At 67.1% G+C, this 16,894-nt stretch carries 22 protein-coding genes; 6 read left to right on the forward strand and 16 right to left on the reverse strand.

The genetic code is table 11. The features are described from left to right. Positions 1-107: 107 nt before the first annotated feature. Genes GGR13_RS13245 through GGR13_RS13280 form a run of 8 tightly spaced genes read right to left on the reverse strand, consistent with a single transcriptional unit; the run spans position 108 to position 7,350 of the window. A complete protein-coding gene (locus GGR13_RS13245; RefSeq protein WP_183214012.1) occupies positions 108-728 on the reverse strand; it encodes an LPD7 domain-containing protein in 621 nt (206 codons plus the stop codon). Further along, positions 725-2,572 carry a type IV secretory system conjugative DNA transfer family protein gene (locus GGR13_RS13250; RefSeq protein ID WP_183214013.1) on the reverse strand — a complete coding sequence of 616 codons (1,848 nt, stop codon included), beginning with the start codon at positions 2,570-2,572 and terminating at the stop codon, positions 725-727. Before GGR13_RS13250 ends, GGR13_RS13245 begins: the two co-directional genes overlap by 4 nt. Continuing rightward, positions 2,538-3,545, reverse strand: coding sequence for a P-type DNA transfer ATPase VirB11 (gene virB11 / locus GGR13_RS13255; protein WP_183214014.1), 1,008 nt, complete (start codon positions 3,543-3,545; stop codon positions 2,538-2,540). Before virB11 ends, GGR13_RS13250 begins: the two co-directional genes overlap by 35 nt. Continuing rightward, the gene (gene virB10, locus GGR13_RS13260; protein ID WP_183214015.1) at positions 3,545-4,699 is read right to left on the reverse strand and encodes a type IV secretion system protein VirB10; all 1,155 of its coding nucleotides are present in this window, start codon (positions 4,697-4,699) and stop codon (positions 3,545-3,547) included. Before virB10 ends, virB11 begins: the two co-directional genes overlap by 1 nt. Further along, complete coding sequence (locus GGR13_RS13265) at positions 4,696-5,523, reverse strand: TrbG/VirB9 family P-type conjugative transfer protein (protein ID WP_183214016.1); 828 nt, start codon at positions 5,521-5,523, stop codon at positions 4,696-4,698. The genes virB10 and GGR13_RS13265 overlap by 4 nt, the downstream gene beginning before the upstream one ends. Beyond that, positions 5,520-6,203, reverse strand: coding sequence for a VirB8 family type IV secretion system protein (locus GGR13_RS13270; RefSeq protein WP_183214017.1), 684 nt, complete (start codon positions 6,201-6,203; stop codon positions 5,520-5,522). Before GGR13_RS13270 ends, GGR13_RS13265 begins: the two co-directional genes overlap by 4 nt. Further along, on the reverse strand, positions 6,200-6,427 hold the full coding sequence (locus tag GGR13_RS13275; protein WP_183214018.1) for a hypothetical protein: 228 nt from the start codon (positions 6,425-6,427) through the stop codon (positions 6,200-6,202). The genes GGR13_RS13270 and GGR13_RS13275 overlap by 4 nt, the downstream gene beginning before the upstream one ends. Next, the gene (locus GGR13_RS13280) at positions 6,427-7,350 is read right to left on the reverse strand and encodes a TrbL/VirB6 family protein (RefSeq protein WP_183214019.1); all 924 of its coding nucleotides are present in this window, start codon (positions 7,348-7,350) and stop codon (positions 6,427-6,429) included. Before GGR13_RS13280 ends, GGR13_RS13275 begins: the two co-directional genes overlap by 1 nt. Before the next feature lie 69 nt (positions 7,351-7,419). Here GGR13_RS13280 and GGR13_RS13285 point away from each other — a divergent pair, with 69 nt between their 5' ends. After that, on the forward strand, positions 7,420-7,575 hold the full coding sequence (locus GGR13_RS13285) for a hypothetical protein (RefSeq protein ID WP_183214020.1): 156 nt from the start codon (positions 7,420-7,422) through the stop codon (positions 7,573-7,575). Here GGR13_RS13285 and GGR13_RS13290 read toward each other — a convergent pair. The 8 genes from GGR13_RS13290 to GGR13_RS13325 all read right to left on the reverse strand — a co-directional run bounded on the left by GGR13_RS13290 (position 7,569) and on the right by GGR13_RS13325 (position 13,007). Beyond that, entirely contained in the window at positions 7,569-8,273 is a 705-nt protein-coding gene (locus GGR13_RS13290; protein ID WP_183214021.1) for a TrbJ/VirB5 family protein, read from the reverse strand. The genes GGR13_RS13285 and GGR13_RS13290 overlap by 7 nt on opposite strands. Continuing rightward, the gene (locus GGR13_RS13295; RefSeq protein ID WP_183214022.1) at positions 8,270-10,645 is read right to left on the reverse strand and encodes a VirB4 family type IV secretion/conjugal transfer ATPase; all 2,376 of its coding nucleotides are present in this window, start codon (positions 10,643-10,645) and stop codon (positions 8,270-8,272) included. Before GGR13_RS13295 ends, GGR13_RS13290 begins: the two co-directional genes overlap by 4 nt. Further along, on the reverse strand, positions 10,638-10,973 hold the full coding sequence (locus GGR13_RS13300) for a VirB3 family type IV secretion system protein (RefSeq protein ID WP_183214023.1): 336 nt from the start codon (positions 10,971-10,973) through the stop codon (positions 10,638-10,640). Before GGR13_RS13300 ends, GGR13_RS13295 begins: the two co-directional genes overlap by 8 nt. After that, positions 10,966-11,151, reverse strand: a complete 186-nt coding sequence (locus GGR13_RS13305; protein ID WP_183214024.1) for a hypothetical protein — start codon at positions 11,149-11,151, stop codon at positions 10,966-10,968. Before GGR13_RS13305 ends, GGR13_RS13300 begins: the two co-directional genes overlap by 8 nt. Next, complete coding sequence (locus tag GGR13_RS13310) at positions 11,151-11,450, reverse strand: TrbC/VirB2 family protein (RefSeq protein ID WP_343060404.1); 300 nt, start codon at positions 11,448-11,450, stop codon at positions 11,151-11,153. The genes GGR13_RS13305 and GGR13_RS13310 overlap by 1 nt, the downstream gene beginning before the upstream one ends. Further along, positions 11,447-12,094: a transglycosylase SLT domain-containing protein gene (locus GGR13_RS13315; protein WP_183214025.1), complete on the reverse strand. Its 648-nt coding sequence runs from the start codon at positions 12,092-12,094 to the stop codon at positions 11,447-11,449. The genes GGR13_RS13310 and GGR13_RS13315 overlap by 4 nt, the downstream gene beginning before the upstream one ends. 76 nt (positions 12,095-12,170) lie before the next feature. After that, positions 12,171-12,440, reverse strand: a complete 270-nt coding sequence (locus GGR13_RS13320; RefSeq protein WP_183214026.1) for a helix-turn-helix domain-containing protein — start codon at positions 12,438-12,440, stop codon at positions 12,171-12,173. Positions 12,441-12,524: 84 nt separating this feature from the next. Further along, positions 12,525-13,007, reverse strand: coding sequence for a helix-turn-helix domain-containing protein (locus tag GGR13_RS13325; protein WP_183214027.1), 483 nt, complete (start codon positions 13,005-13,007; stop codon positions 12,525-12,527). Between the two features lie 264 nt (positions 13,008-13,271). Between GGR13_RS13325 and GGR13_RS13330 the strand changes: the two genes are divergently transcribed. The 5 genes from GGR13_RS13330 (at position 13,272) to GGR13_RS16680 (ending at position 16,878) form a co-directional block, all read left to right on the forward strand. Then, positions 13,272-13,868: a GntR family transcriptional regulator gene (locus GGR13_RS13330; protein ID WP_183214028.1), complete on the forward strand. Its 597-nt coding sequence runs from the start codon at positions 13,272-13,274 to the stop codon at positions 13,866-13,868. Positions 13,869-13,956: 88 nt separating this feature from the next. Then, complete coding sequence (locus GGR13_RS13335; RefSeq protein ID WP_183214029.1) at positions 13,957-14,199, forward strand: hypothetical protein; 243 nt, start codon at positions 13,957-13,959, stop codon at positions 14,197-14,199. Between the two features lie 56 nt (positions 14,200-14,255). Next, on the forward strand, positions 14,256-14,399 hold the full coding sequence (locus tag GGR13_RS13340) for a hypothetical protein (protein WP_183214030.1): 144 nt from the start codon (positions 14,256-14,258) through the stop codon (positions 14,397-14,399). A 146-nt stretch (positions 14,400-14,545) separates the two neighbouring features. Beyond that, positions 14,546-15,121: a lasso peptide biosynthesis B2 protein gene (locus GGR13_RS13345; RefSeq protein ID WP_183214031.1), complete on the forward strand. Its 576-nt coding sequence runs from the start codon at positions 14,546-14,548 to the stop codon at positions 15,119-15,121. Continuing rightward, a complete protein-coding gene (locus tag GGR13_RS16680) occupies positions 15,118-16,878 on the forward strand; it encodes an asparagine synthase-related protein (protein ID WP_246347843.1) in 1,761 nt (586 codons plus the stop codon). The genes GGR13_RS13345 and GGR13_RS16680 overlap by 4 nt, the downstream gene beginning before the upstream one ends. Positions 16,879-16,894 lie beyond the last annotated feature (16 nt).

Raw genomic sequence — 16,894 nt, forward strand, 5'->3', positions numbered from 1 at the left:
CGCCCGTTTCAGCTGGGCGTTAGCGTCTGCCCCTGGCGCTTTTCAGTGATCAGTTGGCAGCAACACGGAGGCGAAGTGTACGTGAGCCCATCTAGGGCGGGGCACCTTCAGGAACGTCGGTCGCGTGAGCTATCGCGATCTCGGGTGCGGGCTGGGTTCATCCGGTTGTGCAGGCGTTGGAGGGCGTGCTCCATCAGCCGCGTCCGAGCCGCCGGGTCTTCGATCAAACGTTTGACCACGACCGAGGCCGCGCGAAGTCGCTCCTCCACGGCTCGCTGGTCGAGGTGTCGGCTTGACGGAGATCGGGCGACGGACGGTTCGTCGGCCGCCTGACGATCACGATCGCGCGGCCGGTAACCCTTGACCTCGAGGCCGAGAGATCGCGCCTGGATCCAGGCCTCGCGACGAAACCCTTCGTCGCCGGACACCCGCACTTCGGTCCAGCCCCGGTGCTGCGCGATCTTCAGCATGTCGGCGACGGCGTCAGGATAGGACTGCGTCGTCGTCAGTTTGCGGCCCTCGTCCCGAAACATCGGTTCCGTGGCGCGGTGGTCCCGGTAGAACCGAGCCGGGCGACCCTGGCGGTCGCGTTCGATCAGATAGCGATCAAGGATGGCCTGAGGCGCGTCGCCCCGGGTACGGGATCGAGCGCCACTCCCCTTGGCCGGTGTCGGCGCCACCGTGTTATCTACGGGCTGTTCTGGCGCTTTGGCGGAGCGTGGGCTCATCGGTCGTTGTCCCGATCAGGAGCGGGCACGATGGCGTCTATGATCTGGTCCAGCCAGTCGGCGACTTCGTTCTCGGTGGCGCCGATCTCGGGCGGCGGGCAGCCCTGTTCGGTGAAGGCCTGAACCAGGGACTCATAGCTCATATCAGTATCCTCTAGCGCAGGGGGCGGTGGGACGGGGGTGGCGGAGGCAAGCTCGGCCGCCACGGGCCGTCTCGGCGCCGGCCGTTGCCGGCGAGTGAAGATCCGCTCGCGGAAGAACCGGATCTTTACGCCGCGCGCCGGCGGCATTCCGCCCTTGAGGACAATCAGGGTCCGGTCAGGAAGCTGCATCAGCTCCTGGGGCATCATCAACGCCCGGCGTTGATCGGATGTCGTTGTGCTTCGCCGGCCGGAACCTAGGCCCATGGGACGGCTCTGGCTGCGGGCGTGATAGGTATAGTAGCCCAGCCGTTCGCTCAGCTCTTGGGCCACCTTCAATTCCTTCGGCGCGAAGACGACTTCGATCCCGCAGTTGGTCAGGATGTCCTCGGTCACATCGGGGCCGTAGAGGGCCCGGAGCTGCGACGGGCTCTGGATCACCGGCAGAAGGCGAATGCCATAGCCGGCGAGGTAGGAGAAGGCGGCGGCTAGAATTGGCGCGCGGCCGAGCCGGGCGAACTCGTCCAGCAGCACCAGAACGGGGCGATCGTCAGGGCCGGGCAGCCGGCGGCTGTTCAGATCGACTAGTTGCTGGAAGAGCAGGCTGTAGAGCGGCGCCACCCGCAGCATGTTGTCGGGCGAGGCGCCCAGATAAAGCGACAGCCCACCCCGGCGCAGGTCGCGCAAATCGAAGTCGCTGACGGCGGTCGCCGCGTCTACGGCGGGGTTCAGCCACAGCCCCATGCGGCTGGTGATTGTCTGGCGGATGGATGCGAAGGTGTTTTCGCTGGAACTGCAGAAGTCTCTCAGGGCCGAGGCGCATCCGTTGGACAGCGGCGCTCCCGCCAGCGCGCGCGCCTTGATCAGGCCGGGGAACCTCTCCCTCGCATCGCCCTGGGTAAGCTGCCGGAAGATCTCGCCGAGCGAGAAGGGGAGATGAGGCGTTTCCGCAATATAGGCCCCGACCCCGATAAAGCCAGTCCGGGCGGCTTCCGACCAAAAGGGGTCGGCATGATCGTGGCCAGGGAAGAGCATGACCGCCATGCGCTGGAGCTCGTCCAGGACGGCGGAGGCCGACGATCGTGTGATGTGGGCCAGCGGGTTGAAGCGCGCGGTTCGGCCGTCCGGGGCGAGGGGGTCGAAGAGGAGAACCGTTTGACCGGCCGCAGCCCGAAACCCCGCTGTTGCGGCGTGGTTCTCGCGCTTGATGTCGAGGACAACGACCGAGCCCGGCCAGGTCAGGAGATTGGGAATGACGATCCCGACTCCCTTGCCGGTCCGTGTCGGGGCGTAGAGCATCACATGCTCCGAGCCGCCGGCGATCAGCCATGATCGCCCGCGCCGACCCAGAAGAATGCCGTCGCGCGCCGCAAGTCCGGCCGCCTTCAGATCGCGCGTAGAGGCCCAGTGCGCCGCGCCATGAAGCGGACGGCGAATGCCCAGCGCAACCGCCGCGACGATGACGACGGCGAGGAGAATGCTGATCAGGCCGCCGATCCAAAGCCAGCGCTGAAGGTTGGGGTCGGCGCGGTAATGCCATAGCCAGGCTGGGACCCGGGCGGGGTCGACGTCCGGGGACAGGCGCCCGACGCCGGCGAGCGCGATCATCGCGGTCGAGGTTCCGGCCAGAAGCAGCAGGACCAGCAGACCGACAACGACGAGTGTCGCCCTAGCGGCCGGGTTGGCGTTTTCGAAGCGGGTCATGCCAGACCTCCGTCACCCGGAACCGGCCATCGGTCTTGCGCATCTGGACGACGATATCGACCAGCAGGTGCAGCAGGGCCCGAATGTCTTCCCGCGGCAGATCGCGGCCCCCCTCAGACTCGCGGACCAGCAGCGTCAGTTGCTCAAAGGCCAGGGACGCGCTGTCGGCGTGGACCGTCGTGATCGAGCCGGGGTGGCCGGAGTTGACGTTGCGAAGATAGAAGAAGGCCGTGCCGTCGCGCAGTTCCTGCAACAGGATGCGGTCGGGTCGCATCCGGAGCGCGCTCTCCAACAGGGATTTGGCGGTGACCTGCGCGAGGCCCTGGCCCTCCTTGGAATAGGTCAGGTGGACGACGTTGCGGTGGGGCACGACGAGCTCGCGCGTGTCCTCGATCGTCAGCAGCCTCTCATGGTGGGGGATGGCCTCGACCAGACCCTTGGCGAAGGTGGTCTTGCCGGAGCCGGTGGCGCCGGAGACGAGGATGTTGCGCCGCGAGACCACGGCCAGTTTGAAGAAGGCCAACCAGTCTCCCGATCTTTTCAGGGCGAGGAGTTCGGCGTCGACCGGATTGGCGGACACGTCATCCGCCGCAACGACCGCATCGAACAATCCGCCGGTCGCAAAGGCGTCGAGGCCGAACTGTCGGCGCGAGGGCTTACGGATAGTGAGGGACACCGTGCCGGTCGGGGCCGCAGGCGGAAGAACGATCTGGCATCGTTCGTCGCCGGGCAGGGTCGTCGAGCAGATCGGCCGGGCGTCACTAACGTCCTGTTTGGTGAAAGCGGCAGCGGCGACGGCGAGCGTCCTGAGCCAGGCTTCGGTGAGCAGCGGTTCTTCATGCCAGCGCCAGCGCCCGCCCTGTTCGATCCCGACCTCGCCGGGGCGGTTGATCACCAGTTCGGTCACGTCGTCTGGCGCGAGCAGGCGTCGCAGCGGCGCGAGGTAGTGTTCCAGGACAGCGCTGTCGTCCATCACCGCGCGCTCAGCCGATAGACGCCGGCGAAGTTCAGGTCCTGGGCCACGAAAATGGAGACCTCGGCACCCTGGGGTTTGCGCAAGGTCGCGGGGATGTCGACCGAGTTCTGCAACGCGACGCCGGCCGCGTCGGACGGAAGCCGCGCGGTCTCGCGCACGGCGCCGTCCCGTCCGACGGCGGCGTAGAGACCGTCGTCCACCAGCGACAGCAGGAGGGCGCCGCCGAACCGGTCCCAGAAATGGGTGTCCACGCGCCCGTCGAAGCCCGCGCGCCCGAGGGCGTCGGCGGCCGGAGACGCCAGGCCGACGGTGACGCCTGTGGGCGTGACGGCGCGGGTCCACAGGACGAAGAGCCGATTGCGGCCCTGCTGCAGACCGCCCTGGTATTCGCCGAGCACCCGGGTGCCGCGCTCCATCAGCACCACGGTTCCGCTCTCCGAATAGACGTCGCGTGGGAGGATGCAACTGACGAACCCCGGGGTCGCGCTATCCATCGCCGTCTGGAGGATGCAGGGGATGGAGGCGCCCGCCGTCAGCAAGAGGTTGCGATCCCCCAACTGGCCGGCGCGCGCCTCACCGATCGGCGATGTCTGGCGCAAGCCGTCGAGCGGCGTGACTCGGGCCTGGATCGGCGCAGAGGTCCCGGGCGCGACGGCCGCAGCGGTCAGGCCGCTGGTCGGCGCGACGCCGGAGCCCTGGCTGCTGTAGGCGAGGACCGGGGACCGCCTCGCCTCGTCGATCAGGGTCTGGCGCCGTTCGGCTACCGAGGGGCCGTTGGATGATGACGAGGGCGAGGTCTCGAGCGCCGGCACCTGTTCGTCCGACGACGTCAGGATCGGTGCGTCGGGATCGAGAGACTGATCCGTCAGCAAGGGCGGCTCGGTGTCACGGCGTGCCGGTTCGAACGGAACGACCTGCCTGGCCGGTTCGTCCGCCGCCTTCTGGTCATCCCCCTCGCCACGATCCCATGTGGCGAAGAGGAAGACCGAGCAGCCGAGGCCCAGGGCGGCCAAAGTGACGACCTTGGATCCGCGGCCGCCGAAACGGCCGGCGATGGGCGATATGCCCCGGTCGGTCGTTGGCGGCAGACCCTGGTCTTCAGAACGGGGTTCCGCTGCGGCGTCATCCTTCGGTTCAGGCGAGGCGGTCATGGTTGGGCTCCTTGCGTCACGCTCCGATCCACGATCGGCGAGGCCGTGCGGGTCCCGGGGGCGACACCGCGCGGGTCGTAGGCTTCGTTGAAGATGCACAGCACCGAAGCGCCGCGGCGCAGCCGCAGTCCCGGGACGACCGCGTGGATGACCACGAACTCGCCGCGTACATCGAAGGGGACCAGGCTTTCCTCGCCGTCGGCGGACACAGCGAAGATCGAAGGAAGGGGCTGGTTCGCCGGGAACCTCAGCACGGTGAAGCGGCCGTTGTCGGTGACCTCGCTGGGCTGCAAGTCCGACGCGCCCTGGACGCTGTAGGTGAGGTTGCGGGGGCCTGAGAGGGCCGCCTGGTCGAGCGCCAGATCGATCACGCGGTCTTCGATCGCTTCGGCGGCGGCTTCGAGCGACGCCACGGTCGCGGCCTGGAGGTCCGCCGGGTAGCGGAACCGGATCTGGTAGGCGATGGAGGATCGATCGCGAGCGTCTCGCGCCGCCAGTTCGAACGCATAGTGACGCGTCGCGCTTCCACGTTCGGTGACCACAAGCAGATTGGTCGCCTGCAGGCGTTCGCGGGGTTTGAGGAAGAGGACGGAACCCTCGGCCGCGACCTCCCAGCTGACGCTGTCACCGATCGCGACATGGCGGATGGCTTCGTCCGGACCGAACACGATCTGGGTGGCGGTGCGGAAGGCCCCGGAGATGCGGTAGACGGCACCCGGGGCGTAGTCGACCTCGACCATCCGGGCGTCGCGGTCTTCGGCCCAGGCCGGCCCCGACGTCATCATTGCAAGGCCGGTGGCCAGGGCGATCAACAGGATTCTCATCGGACCACCTCCGGATCGGCGCGGTACGAGGTCACCTGGAATCCGAGCGGATTGCGCAGGCGATCCGGCTCCGACATCGGCGCGCGCGTATAGGTGAAGGCGATGGTGGCGATCCAATCGCTCTCCACGATCTGCTGAGCCTGACGCACTGTGCGGTGGAAGCGCACATTGGCGACGCCTTCATTGATGAAGCCAATGGCGCGGATCGCGATCACGGCCTCGGCCTCAGGCCCGTAGAGGTTCTGGGGACTGGTTGGGTTGGAGCCGCGATAGAGGTCGGCCCAGCGGCGTTGCTCCGTTGCGCCCGACAGGATCGAAACCAGGGCGAAGCTTTCCTCGGCGGCTGGGTCGAGATAGCCCTCCCGGGCGCGGACGTACTGGCCGAGGAAGTACTTGCTGACGGCCTCGTCATAGGTGGCCGGGCCTTCGGCCGAGGACAGACCCCGCACCACATCGACCGCGCCGGTGGTCTGGTCGACCCTCACGACGAAGGGTTCGGTGGTCTTGAGCGGGGTCAGCACCGCCACCGCCGCGACGGCGACGACGGTCAGGCTGGCGGCCACAGCCGCCACGGTCCAGGCCAACCGGCGCGATCGTATGGCGGCGCTGAGCCGGTCCTGATCCCATCGCCGCGCCTCGGCGAAATAGGCCTGCAGATCGGGGGAGGGGACGCCGGTCATGTGCAGCCTCCCTCGCCAGGATCGATGGACGAAGACGCGTCGGCCGCGGGCGCGGGCGTGTGCGGCGCCGCCGGGGAGAGGATCGAACCGTAGGGATTGGCGGGTCGACGATGGCGGCCGTCGCAGACCGGCGGATCGGCGGGCCGGAAGGTGGCGCAGGCGAACAGGGCCTGGACCGCCAAGGCGATCGATACGACGCGGGACGATGTTCGAAGAAAGGGCATCAGCGGGCTCCTGTGGGACGGATGGATCCGCCGCCGCGCGGCGGTTGACGGCTGGCCTCGAGAGGACCGCGCGCGACGGCGCTGGGGCTGGAGCCCAGGGAGGCGGCGTTGGCGAAGTCGGCGAGCCCGGCGCTGGCGCCGCCGGCGATGCCGGCCGCGATCGCGGGCGTCTGCAGGAAGAAGATCGCGCCGAGCAAACAGAGGGCGATGAAGATCAGGCCGCCTACCATCGGGTCGCCGCCCTCGATCGCGCCCCACTGATCCCGTACCAGCGACAGGACGAGCTGGAAGATGGTGATGATCAGAGCGAACAGGACCAGATAGTTCACCGCCTGAGACAGCCAGCCGAAGAAGAAGCGCCGCGTCGCGTCGAACAAGGCGCAGGCGATGAAGATGGGCCCGAGGGTGACCAGAAGGGCGAGCGCCAGTTTGGCGACGAGAACAACGCCGAAGCCGAGCGCGCAGGCCAGGGCGCCGACGATGAAGACGACCGCGGCGACGATGTAGGGGGACAGGTCGAAGGCCGAGCCCTCGCTGCCGATCTTCTCTCCGAGATAGCCGGCGTAGGCGAGGAACTGGTCGAAGGCTGCGCCGACATTCGGCGTCTCCGCGCCGCTGATGGCCCGCGTCAAAAGGTTCGGCAGGTCGCGGAACAGCGGCTCGGTGACGAAGTCCGAATAGGTCGGGGTGGTGGCCAGCACATAGATGAACAGCAGTTTGATCGCGCGGATCGCGAAATCCATGATGGGTTCGCTGATGGCGCCCCGGAAGATCGCGAAGCCATAGAGGACGATGTAGAGAACCAGGGCGATGCGTAGCGGGCCTTCGACCTCGGCGATCACCGCGCCCAGCCGGTCCCCGAGAAAGGCGTTCAGCCGCTCGTCGAGGAAGATATAGGCCGGCTCGAAAACCCGAAACGACATGGCGACCTCCTAAAAGCCCTGCCGGTAGGCGGCCATGCGGTCAGCGCGGCGAGCTTGGGCGAGCTGGGCATGCGCGGCGCCACAGCCTTGCCGACGGGCGCCGCGTTCGCAGTCCTCGATAGTCGCCTCGAGGGCGGCGCGATCCAGGCGCGGCTCAGCCCTGGGAGCTTCCGGCTCGCCGCAACCCGCGAGCAGGCCCAGCAGGACCAGGGCGGCTTTCACTGAAAGGCCTGACGGTAGGCGTCCATGCGAGCCGATCGGTCCGCGGCGATCCGCTCCCGCGCCAGCTGTTCCTCAAGCCGGGCCTCGGCGGCCTGGGTCAGGGCCAGGCCCTGCAGCCGGACCTGTTCGTTCTGGATCAGGGCCTGCTCCGCCGCGAGCCGGGCGGTCAGGTCCATCACGGCCCGCGCGTTCGGCGCGGTGTCGAGCGCGCGACGGAGCGTCTCCAGGCCTTCAAGACGATCGGTCGCCGCCCGGTCGACGGTCTCGCCGATCGCCAGATCACGGGCGGTCCGCGCGCCGGTCCGCTCCAGGGCGACGGCGGCGGCGGACGGCGCGGCAGGCGTATAGACGCGGGTCTCGCGGCGGATAGCGTCGGCCCGCTCCGCCAGTTCGCCGAGCGCCGACAGATCCCCATCGGCGGCCGCGCGGAGCGTCGCCATGTCCGGCAGCGGATTGCGGATCTCCGGCAGACCCAGCCGCTCGGCGATGGCGTTGACGTTGGACAGGTCGTTGAGGCTGGCGAAGAGTTCTTCGCCCTGCTGGACCTGGGCCTTGAGGCTGTCGAGCTGTTCGATGGCGGTGCGCGCGTCCTTCACCATCTGGGCGAACGACGTCGGGTCGTAGACAATCTGCTGGGCATGGGCGGGGACGGCGGTCATCGCGGCCAGCGCGACGGCGATCGGAAGGATGGAGCGTCTCATGTCAGTCTCCTCTGGGTGTGGAAGGGGCCCCGCCAGTCGGCGTAGTCGTCCCCGGTCTCGGCTCTCAGCCGGTCAAGAAGGGCGACGGTTTCGGATCGTCCGGACAGGACGGCCAGCGCGTCATCCAGTCCCTTGAGATCAAGCTCGACGACCACGCTGTCGTGACCCTGCTTGACCAGGAAGCGATGAGACTCCGGCGTCAGCTCGTCCCGGATCAGTCGGAACTCCTCCTCGCTCAGACCGAAGCCTTCGACATAGTCGCGGGCCTGACCGTGAGCGTTCGGCAGGAAGATCTTGGTCGCGCACTGTTCGAGGATGTTGTGGGCGATCGGCGACCGCAGCGCGTCGGCGGGGGACTGGGTCCCGAACACCATCAGGGCGTTCTGCTTGCGCCAGGTCTTCAGGCCGTCCTGCGCCAAGTCGGTGAAGGCGGCATCGCCCAGCACCTTCCAGAACTCGTCGATGTCGAGGACGAGCCGACGCCCGTCCACCCGCTGGGCGATCCGGTGGAAGAGGTAGAGCATCATCGGCGTGCGGACCTCGGGGTGGTCCAGCACATCGGTCATGTCGAAGCCGGCGAAGCGGGCGTCGAGCGACAGGGCGTCGTCGTCGCCGTCCAGAGCCCAGCCGAGCGGCCCGCCCCGGATCCAGCGTTCCAGCCGCGCCCCGACGCCGCCGACGTCCGATTGACCGAGCAGGCTGCGTAGCGCCGAAAGGGACCGTCGTTCACGGGGGAGGGCCTCAAGCGCGGCGACGGCCTCGTCGATGGCGCGCGCTTCCGGGACCGACAGGCTCTCATTCGGTCGGGCGACCAGGGTCCGCACCAGTCGGCTGAGGAAGGCACGATTGGCGGGTGACGGTTCCAACGCCTTGAAGGGCGCGAACCCCGTGGGCACGCCGTTGCGCAGGGCCAGATAGGTCCCGCCGCAGGCCCGAACGAAGATCTCTGCGCCTCGGTCCTTGTCGATGAACAGCTGCTGGGCGTCAAACCGCTCCAACTGCGCCAGCATGAAGTTCTGGACGACCGTCTTACCGGACCCTGAGGGGCCGCAGATGAAGGTGTGGCCGAGATCGCCGACGTGGAAGTTGAAGTAGAAAGGCGATCCGGCCGTCGTCCGCAGCAGGGCGACCGCAGGCCCCCAATGGTTGCCGGACGGCTTGCCGACCGGGTAGGCGTGGAAGGGGGAGAGGGCGGCGAAGTTTCGCGACGTGATTGCAGCCGGACGCGTCCGCCGGGCGAAACCGCCTGGAAACTGCGACCAGAAGGCGGCCTCGAGCCCGAGATCCTCACGGGCCACGACGAGGCCCGAATCCGCCAGATGGGCCCGAGCCTTGGACAGGTGATCGGCCAGGCCAGCGGGCGTGTCGCCATAGACGAGTACAGACGCCTGGTGTTCTCCGAGCACGAACCGGTTGCTGACGAGGTCGTCTAGCGCATCGGACAGGCCGTCGATCTGGGAGGCCGCGCGGTCGCGGGCGGAGACCATCTGGTTCTGTTTGCGCTCCATGATCGATCGCCCGGTCGCCTTCGAAAGAAATGCGAAGGACTGGGTCATGACGAAGCCGAAGGGCGCGCTGAGCAGGGCGTTCCAGAGGCCGGGACGCGTCGTGGTCGGATATTCCTTGATGGCCAGGACGCCCGCGAAACGCGTGTGGTCGACGTCGCGGATCTCAAGGCTTTCTCGGCCGAAGATAACCCGGACCGTATAGGTCGCCGATCCGAGATGGCCATAGACGATAGGGACCCGGCCCGGACGCCCGGTCAGGATGAGCCGAACGAGCTCCATCGGTTCGGAGCACCAGATCTCCCGATGCGCGTAGAGGCCGAGGCGGCGAGGCGCATAGCGCCCGAGATACTGCTCGAGGTCGCGTGCGGCGTCCTCGAGCCGCTTGATCAGTTCAGGGGCGACCTCCGTCTCCCGTCGCCGCGCCGCCCGGAGACGACGCAACATGGTACCGGCGCGATCGCCAGGATCCCGTCCGGGATGGAGCACCAAGGTGAGGAAGAGGTCGTTGACAAAAAGGCGCCGTCCACCGATGCGGCTCTCGTAAGCCTCTCCCAGTTCGCGGGCGAACTCCGAACGAAAGCCGCTGACGGGGTCAAGCTGGGCCTCGTGGCGAACGATGTGGTGCCAGATCGCCAGCCGGTCATCTGAGAGGTTGCGCCAGGCCTGGTTGAGCTTGGTGTGCCAGTCGTTCAGGTCGCGGGGGTCCGCGGTTTCGAAGGCTGCGCCCTCCAGCTGGAAGGCGATCATCAGGGCACCGCTGTCGAGCACGACGATGTGGTCCGTGGCGTGGCGCGCATAGGGCAGGCCGGCCAGGGCGTCGCCCTCCTTGCGCAGGTGCGATGGTGTCAGGCGAACCTCAGCCACGCGCCAGCTCCCGTGCGCAATAGCGACGGACCAGGGGAAGGGGCGTCGCCGAGCTGCCGCCCCACAGGGCGCTGTTGCGCGACCGGCCCTTGGTGTCGACGAAGACGAGCAGCAGCCGGAAAGCGTTGTGGTCCACGCGACACATTGCGCGGAACACCAGATGGAGGGCCGGGGCGATGAGCAGATAGAGGAGGCTGCCCCCGACCAGAAAGGCGAGGCCGGAGATCATGACGTTCACGCCCATGGCCTCCATCGGCACGCCCATGATCATCGCCGGGCGGGTGCAGGCGAGAAACAGGGGATCCTCGATCAGGCGCTCCTCAGCCAAGGTCCGCTCCGCTGAGAAGGAGGAAGGCTTTGACCAGCGTCAGTCCGATCAGGAGCCCGCCCAGGCCCTGGGCGAACCGTGTGGGCGAGATCAATTTGACGCCGAGCATCAGGCTCAGGGCCAGGGCCAGGGCCCCGGTAATGCCGCTCACGATCAGACAGTCGTCGGCCCGGGTCATCAGGCGCCGCCCGTGATCATGCCGACGATCTCGGCTGCGCCGAAGACCACCACGATGCCGAGGATGACGATGGCGGCCCGCCGCAGATCGAACAGGCCGAACATCCACAGGATGCCGACCACCACCACAGCGAGGATGGCCAGCAGCCGGGCCGTGTTGCCTGTGAGCATGTCGACGACATTCTGCAACAGCCCCTCCACATTGGCGGAGGCGAAGGCCGGTTGAACTGACATCAGGGTCGTCGCAACGGCGATCGCGCCCACGGCGCAGGAACGGCGCAGGATTGGGTTAAGGGTCACGGAAGAACGCTCCAGGTTTGGGTGTGCGGGGTGGGGACGAACAGGATGACGGCGCTCACCCGAGCGCGTGCGAACACGTCCCAGTCCGCGGGCGGGATGCGGGCCGGCGATGCCGAGGCGTCGGGAAGGCTGACTGTCGGGAGGGTACCGGGCGCCGGCGCTGTGATCGGGCGCTCTGCAAACCCGAGCTGGACGGCCGAGGCTTCGACGCGCGCCACATAGCCGTTGCGAAAGCCCCGCTCGGGATGGCCGGTGTTGTAGCGCGACAGGGCCACCCGCAGGGCGTGCTGCGGGTCGCTCGACGCAGATTGCGGATCGAAGCCGGCGCGCAGGACCATCCCTGCCGCCGCCAGGTTTTGGCAGGGGTCGAAAGCGTCCTCGACCGAGAGGCGGAGCCACTCCAGGTTCGCGGAGTTAATCTGTACGAGGCCGAGATCAATGTTGACGCCCGCCGAGATCAGTCGGCGTGCGGTGTTGACGGCTTCGGCGCGCGTCCTCGGCTGGCGGACAGCCGCGCCGCGATTGACGCCGATCGCCAGTGGGTTGAAGCGGCTCTCCGTATGGGCGATGGCTGCCAGGGTCTGGGGAGAGACGCCGGGCGCACACTGCGCGGAAAGGGCAAGGACGAGGGTGAGGTCGAGCACGGCGGGGCTCCATTGAGAGCCTCCAGCAGATCGTATCGAGGCCGCGCGATCGATCCGTCAGGGCCCCACGGAAGACCTACGGGGCGAAAGTGCGCCGTTCGCCAGCGCGGCGGTCGTCGCCGACCAGTCGGGCCACGGCCTGAACACGGGTTCTGACGCCCAATGTCCGACAGGCGAGCAAGATATGATCATCGACCGTCCGGGCGGACAGGCTGAGCCGACGTCCGATCTCGCGCGACGCTAGGCCTTGAGCCGCGAGACGCAGGCACTCTGACTGCCGTTCGGACAGGCTCGCCGCGAGGGGAAACCTTTCCCGATCCGGTTGTGGGTTGGTCGACTGGGTCATGGACTTAAGCCAGACCCGGATCAAAGTTTGCGGCAAGACCGCAAGTCTTACGCAGCGAATCTACGGTGTGAGGCGAGTGGGAGGTCAGTCGTCATCGTCCACCGAGGGCGTGACCAGCCGACCGATCCGTTCCTCGAGCCAGGCCTTGGCCGCGTCATCGCGTCTCACAGCCTGCAGCCCGAGGTCCTTCATGGTGCGGGTGAAGGCGTTGATGATCGAGCGAGTGTCGAGCTCCATGATCGCGTGCCCGACCTCTTCGTCGAATTCCTGGGTGACGACCCGCAGCGCGAGCATCGCCTTGTTGTCCGCGCACCGAACGGCGAACATCGGCGATCCCAGCGCCATACAGTCGATGATGGCGTAGGGATCGCTGTCTGTGGCCTCGGCGAAACGGTGGATTCGTTCGAGATTGATCTTTCCCTTCCCGGCCTCGAAATGCTCGTACGACCTCTTGGCCATGCCCATGGCGTCAGCCACCTCGGCCGGTTTCATCCGTCTGTGGAGTCGGATCAGCCGCAGGGCGGCCGCTAGGATCTCGTTCTGAGAGCGGGGGCGATCTCTTTCCATCAGCTCGGCTGCCTCGAGTTATGGAGGTCAACGCGTTTCTCCACGCTTACTCCCGGTGGTTGAAAAATGCGACAGTTCAGCATCAAATGAAAGACGGGAAGCTCACGGTGTCCCTAGTCTTGCGCAAAGTGCGCAAAGAACCTGCGGTGATCGTATGAAAACTGTTCGTCGGCTCTTGGCTGCTTATCATTCGCGGGCACCGCGCGGGGTATCGGTAACGCGCGATCGGCTCACCGGGCATGCGTCGCGTGTCGGCAGCTTGTGATGCGCGAGCGTGACCCCTTCGCCGTCGCTCGAACCGCCTTGGCGGCTTACGCCGCAGCCGGGCGGTTCGGTTGGGGGCATCCGCTCGTCGCCACCAGCCTGGCCAACGAACTCGGTCTCAGCCCAACGCCCGTGCGCGAAGCCCTCGCTCATCTCGCCGGGGAAGGGATCATCGAGCATCGACCGGGCCGCGGCTATTTTGCGCCGAGCCCGACGGCGGCTGATATCGTTGGTCTATATGAGCTTCACCGTCAGCTTCTGCTCTGGTCCGCCGCCAGCGGTGTTCGGCCCGACGCGCCACCCATGGAAGCGCCGGCCGACGAAGTCTTGCGGATCGAGAGTGTGTTTGATCAGCTCCCCGACCGGGGCGGCAACAGCGCGGTGTTCGAAGCCTACCGCCGGGTTCGTCTCCAGCTCAGGCCGATCCGCCGGATCGAAGTCTTGCTGCAGAACGCTGGTTTGGACAGCGTTCTCCGGATTGAATGCCTGCGGGGCGAATGGCGGTGGGAAGATTTGGAAGAACTGCTCGACGAGTATCATGAGGGTCGGATCGCTCTGTCTGCTGCCCTTGAAAAGGTGATGCGCCAATCGACGTGAAGTATATTTCAAATATAGTTTGAAAATACGATGGCCACGGCTCTTCCTGTCGTGACCGGTCATTCCGGCCGGATGAAGGAGGCAAGCCATGCTGAAGACGACGATGTCGAGCCTGATCGCACTGGGCTCTGCGCGGCGTGAAACCCGCGCCATTTCCGATGGGACCCACATGGAGCTCATCGGCGGCCAGTTCTACACCAAGGCCGGTGTGGGATCCGAGGTCACGCGCCTGGGCTCCGCCCGGGACGAGACTCGGGCGGTCGAGGACGGCAATCGGACCGAGCTCGTGCCCGAACTTCGCTACGCCACGGCGGAAGTCCGCCTCGGCTGAGCGTTTGGTGGAGCCTCCGGTGCCGCCGGGGGCTCCGTTCGCCTCGGGAGACAACCATGAGACTTGTGACGTCGAGACTGATTCTCTGCGGCAACATTCGACAGGCGACCCGCGCCAGTGACTTCGGGGACCGGACCGAACTGGTCCCGCCCTATGGCTACATCCAGCCGACTGCGCAGCGCGGAGCGTCGCACCGATGAGACCCGCAGCACCGCTGACCGTCATATCCGACGGGGCCTCGGAACGAGAGCCGGCGATCGCACACGCCGTCCGAACGCCCCGAGACCCGCCGGCGCGGTTTCTCAAAGCCGGCGTGCACGGCGTAGCGGTCGGGGAAGACCTCGCCTTGATCGACCTCGGCGCCGACGCCTACCTGTGTCTTCCCGGCGGCGCACCGGGGATTGAAGGCGGCGATGGCACCGCTCTTCGTCTGTCCGGACCGAGCGCGGCCGCCGTCGCGGCAGCGGGGTTGGGGGCCGATCAGGCCAGCCCCACGGTTAGAACGCCGCCGGGCTTGCCGCGCCGGACCGTCATCCACGACACGCCCCCCAGTCTCTCGCTCGGCGATGTGCTGCGGGGTTTGGGCGCCGTCTGGGACATTCGTCGCGCACTTCGCGGGGCGGGGCTGCATCCCATCCTCGCGGTCGCCCCGGATCATGACGTCGCAGTGAACCGGCACGCAGTCGCCCACGCGGCCCAGGCGTTCTGGCGGCTCGCGCCATGGCTGCCCATGGAGGGTGAATGCCTGGTCCGCTCGGCAATGCTGATGAGCTACCTGCGCCGCGCCGGGTTATCCGCGGATTGGGTCTTCGGCGTCCGTCTCTGGCCGTTCGCGGCGCACTGCTGGGTTCAGATCGACGACATATGCCTCAACGACGATATCGAACGGCTCGCGGCCTATACGCCGATCTACTGCCGATGAGAGCGTCCACGCCGGATCGCCGCGGTTATGTTGTCATCGACCAGGATGGCATGGATCGGGATCGCCCGGAGTTCGCCGAAGCCGTCCGCCAGCTCCTCGTCGCGGGGTGGCGCAAGGCCCTCGACATCAATGGGGTGAGCATCTTCCTTGGGCCGGACTCGCCGCTCAAAGTGACCCAGGTTCATCGGCAACATTTCCTGGTCGGGGACTGGCGGGGAGGGGACGCCTCTCTCTCGACGTTGATTGCGCAGCACCGTTCTGACACGGCCCTGGCGCATGCGGTGGTGTCTCATGGCTGGGGCCGTTACGTCCTCGTTTGGCGCGACGACGACTGCGATCTCCGCCTCCTGCGCGATCCCAGCGGCGCGCTTGATTGCATCTGCTGGCGTTATGCATCGGCCTCCATTGCGACCAGCCAGCCCCCCGAGGCTTTGAACCCCGTCCTGCCGAATGACCTCGCGATCGACTGGACCGTTCTCGGAGAGATCGTCGGCGCAGTGAATCTAGCTTCGGATCAACTCGCCTTGACGGGGCTGCATGCGGTCACCCCGGGCAGTCTGGCGCAGCTGGGTGTCGTGGTAACCCAGGAGGCCATCTGGACGCCCGCGCGGTTCGCGGCGACCGCTCGCGACTGGGACGACCGACCCGAGGCTTTGGTCGCCGTCGTGGATCGCGCCGTTGCGGAGCTGGTTGATGGTCACAGCCGCATCGTCACCGAAATCTCCGGCGGCCTGGACTCGGCGATCGTGGCCGCCAGCCTGGTGGCGAACGGCGGGGCTTCGAAGTCCCGGTTCGTGAACTATTTCGACGACCAGCCGGAAGGCGATGAGCGAGCCTTCGCTCGAGCGGCGGCCCACACGCTCGGCGTAAATCTCGAGGAGGTTCACAAGCCGATCGCGGCCTTGGGCCGCCGACAGTTCGATCCGCTCGGTCAGGGCGTTCGCCCTGCGCTCCATGGCATCGACATGGTCTATGACGCCGAGATGGCGGGCCGGGCCCGCAAGGTCCGGGCCACGGGCCTGCTCACTGGCCACGGGGGCGACGCCGTCTTCTTCCAGTCGCCCGATCCCCTGGTCGTGGCGGACCGGCTCCGGCGCGAGGGCCTGAGCGGATTAAACCCGGGCTATGTGGCGTCCGTGGCGCGATGGACCCGGCACTCGGTCTGGACCATCGCCAGACACAGCCTGTTCCCAAAGCCGCGCCCGCCCGCATCAACGCGACGCCATCGCTGGGTCGATGGGGCGGAGGCGCTGCCGCCCGCCAAGGCGCGTCAAGTTCTGCAGCTCGCCAACTGCCAGACCTTCTGGAGCGATTGCCTGCGCGCCCGCTCGGCGACACTTCTGCATCCTCTGCTGACGCAGCCGGTCATGGAACATTGCCTCGCCATCCCCGCGGACCGTCTGACTCTGGGCGCACGGGATCGCGGCTTAGCCAGGATCGCCTTTAAAGATAGGTTACCGTCGCTGATCGTTGATCGGCGTGACAAGGGCGATCTCAGTCGGTTCTATGCCTCGGTCGTGCGGCAGAGCGTGGATGTTGTGACAGAGTTGCTCGTCGGGGGACGGTTGGCGGAAAAGGGCCTGATCAGTACCGACGACTTCGACCAGGCCCTTTCAGATGCGCGCCTAATCTGGGATCCCGCGACCAACCGCTTCCTGATCCTCGGTGCGATCGAGGTTTGGGCGAGAAGCTGGGAGGCGCGGCTCGATCGCGTGCGACGGGCCAAGGTAGCGGTTGAGCCACTCGAGAATACGTAGGTGCAGGTCTCTGATA

Source organism: Brevundimonas variabilis, from assembly GCF_014199945.1.
Taxonomy (GTDB): Bacteria; Pseudomonadota; Alphaproteobacteria; order Caulobacterales; family Caulobacteraceae; genus Brevundimonas; species Brevundimonas variabilis.

What these genes read in the sequence shown, in the direction of transcription:
- GGR13_RS13245 (WP_183214012.1), bottom strand. Translation starts at nt 728, where the DNA reads ATGAGCCCACGCTCCGCCAAAGCGCCAGAACAGCCCGTAGATAACACG.
- GGR13_RS13250 (WP_183214013.1), bottom strand. Translation starts at nt 2,572, where the DNA reads ATGACCCGCTTCGAAAACGCCAACCCGGCCGCTAGGGCGACACTCGTC.
- virB11 (WP_183214014.1), bottom strand. Translation starts at nt 3,545, where the DNA reads ATGGACGACAGCGCTGTCCTGGAACACTACCTCGCGCCGCTGCGACGC.
- virB10 (WP_183214015.1), bottom strand. Translation starts at nt 4,699, where the DNA reads ATGACCGCCTCGCCTGAACCGAAGGATGACGCCGCAGCGGAACCCCGT.
- GGR13_RS13265 (WP_183214016.1), bottom strand. Translation starts at nt 5,523, where the DNA reads ATGAGAATCCTGTTGATCGCCCTGGCCACCGGCCTTGCAATGATGACG.
- GGR13_RS13270 (WP_183214017.1), bottom strand. Translation starts at nt 6,203, where the DNA reads ATGACCGGCGTCCCCTCCCCCGATCTGCAGGCCTATTTCGCCGAGGCG.
- GGR13_RS13275 (WP_183214018.1), bottom strand. Translation starts at nt 6,427, where the DNA reads ATGCCCTTTCTTCGAACATCGTCCCGCGTCGTATCGATCGCCTTGGCG.
- GGR13_RS13280 (WP_183214019.1), bottom strand. Translation starts at nt 7,350, where the DNA reads ATGTCGTTTCGGGTTTTCGAGCCGGCCTATATCTTCCTCGACGAGCGG.
- GGR13_RS13285 (WP_183214020.1), top strand. Translation starts at nt 7,420, where the DNA reads ATGCGCGGCGCCACAGCCTTGCCGACGGGCGCCGCGTTCGCAGTCCTC.
- GGR13_RS13290 (WP_183214021.1), bottom strand. Translation starts at nt 8,273, where the DNA reads ATGAGACGCTCCATCCTTCCGATCGCCGTCGCGCTGGCCGCGATGACC.
- GGR13_RS13305 (WP_183214024.1), bottom strand. Translation starts at nt 11,151, where the DNA reads ATGACCCGGGCCGACGACTGTCTGATCGTGAGCGGCATTACCGGGGCC.
- GGR13_RS13320 (WP_183214026.1), bottom strand. Translation starts at nt 12,440, where the DNA reads ATGACCCAGTCGACCAACCCACAACCGGATCGGGAAAGGTTTCCCCTC.
- GGR13_RS13325 (WP_183214027.1), bottom strand. Translation starts at nt 13,007, where the DNA reads ATGGAAAGAGATCGCCCCCGCTCTCAGAACGAGATCCTAGCGGCCGCC.
- GGR13_RS13330 (WP_183214028.1), top strand. Translation starts at nt 13,272, where the DNA reads ATGCGCGAGCGTGACCCCTTCGCCGTCGCTCGAACCGCCTTGGCGGCT.
- GGR13_RS13335 (WP_183214029.1), top strand. Translation starts at nt 13,957, where the DNA reads ATGCTGAAGACGACGATGTCGAGCCTGATCGCACTGGGCTCTGCGCGG.
- GGR13_RS13340 (WP_183214030.1), top strand. Translation starts at nt 14,256, where the DNA reads ATGAGACTTGTGACGTCGAGACTGATTCTCTGCGGCAACATTCGACAG.
- GGR13_RS16680 (WP_246347843.1), top strand. Translation starts at nt 15,118, where the DNA reads ATGAGAGCGTCCACGCCGGATCGCCGCGGTTATGTTGTCATCGACCAG.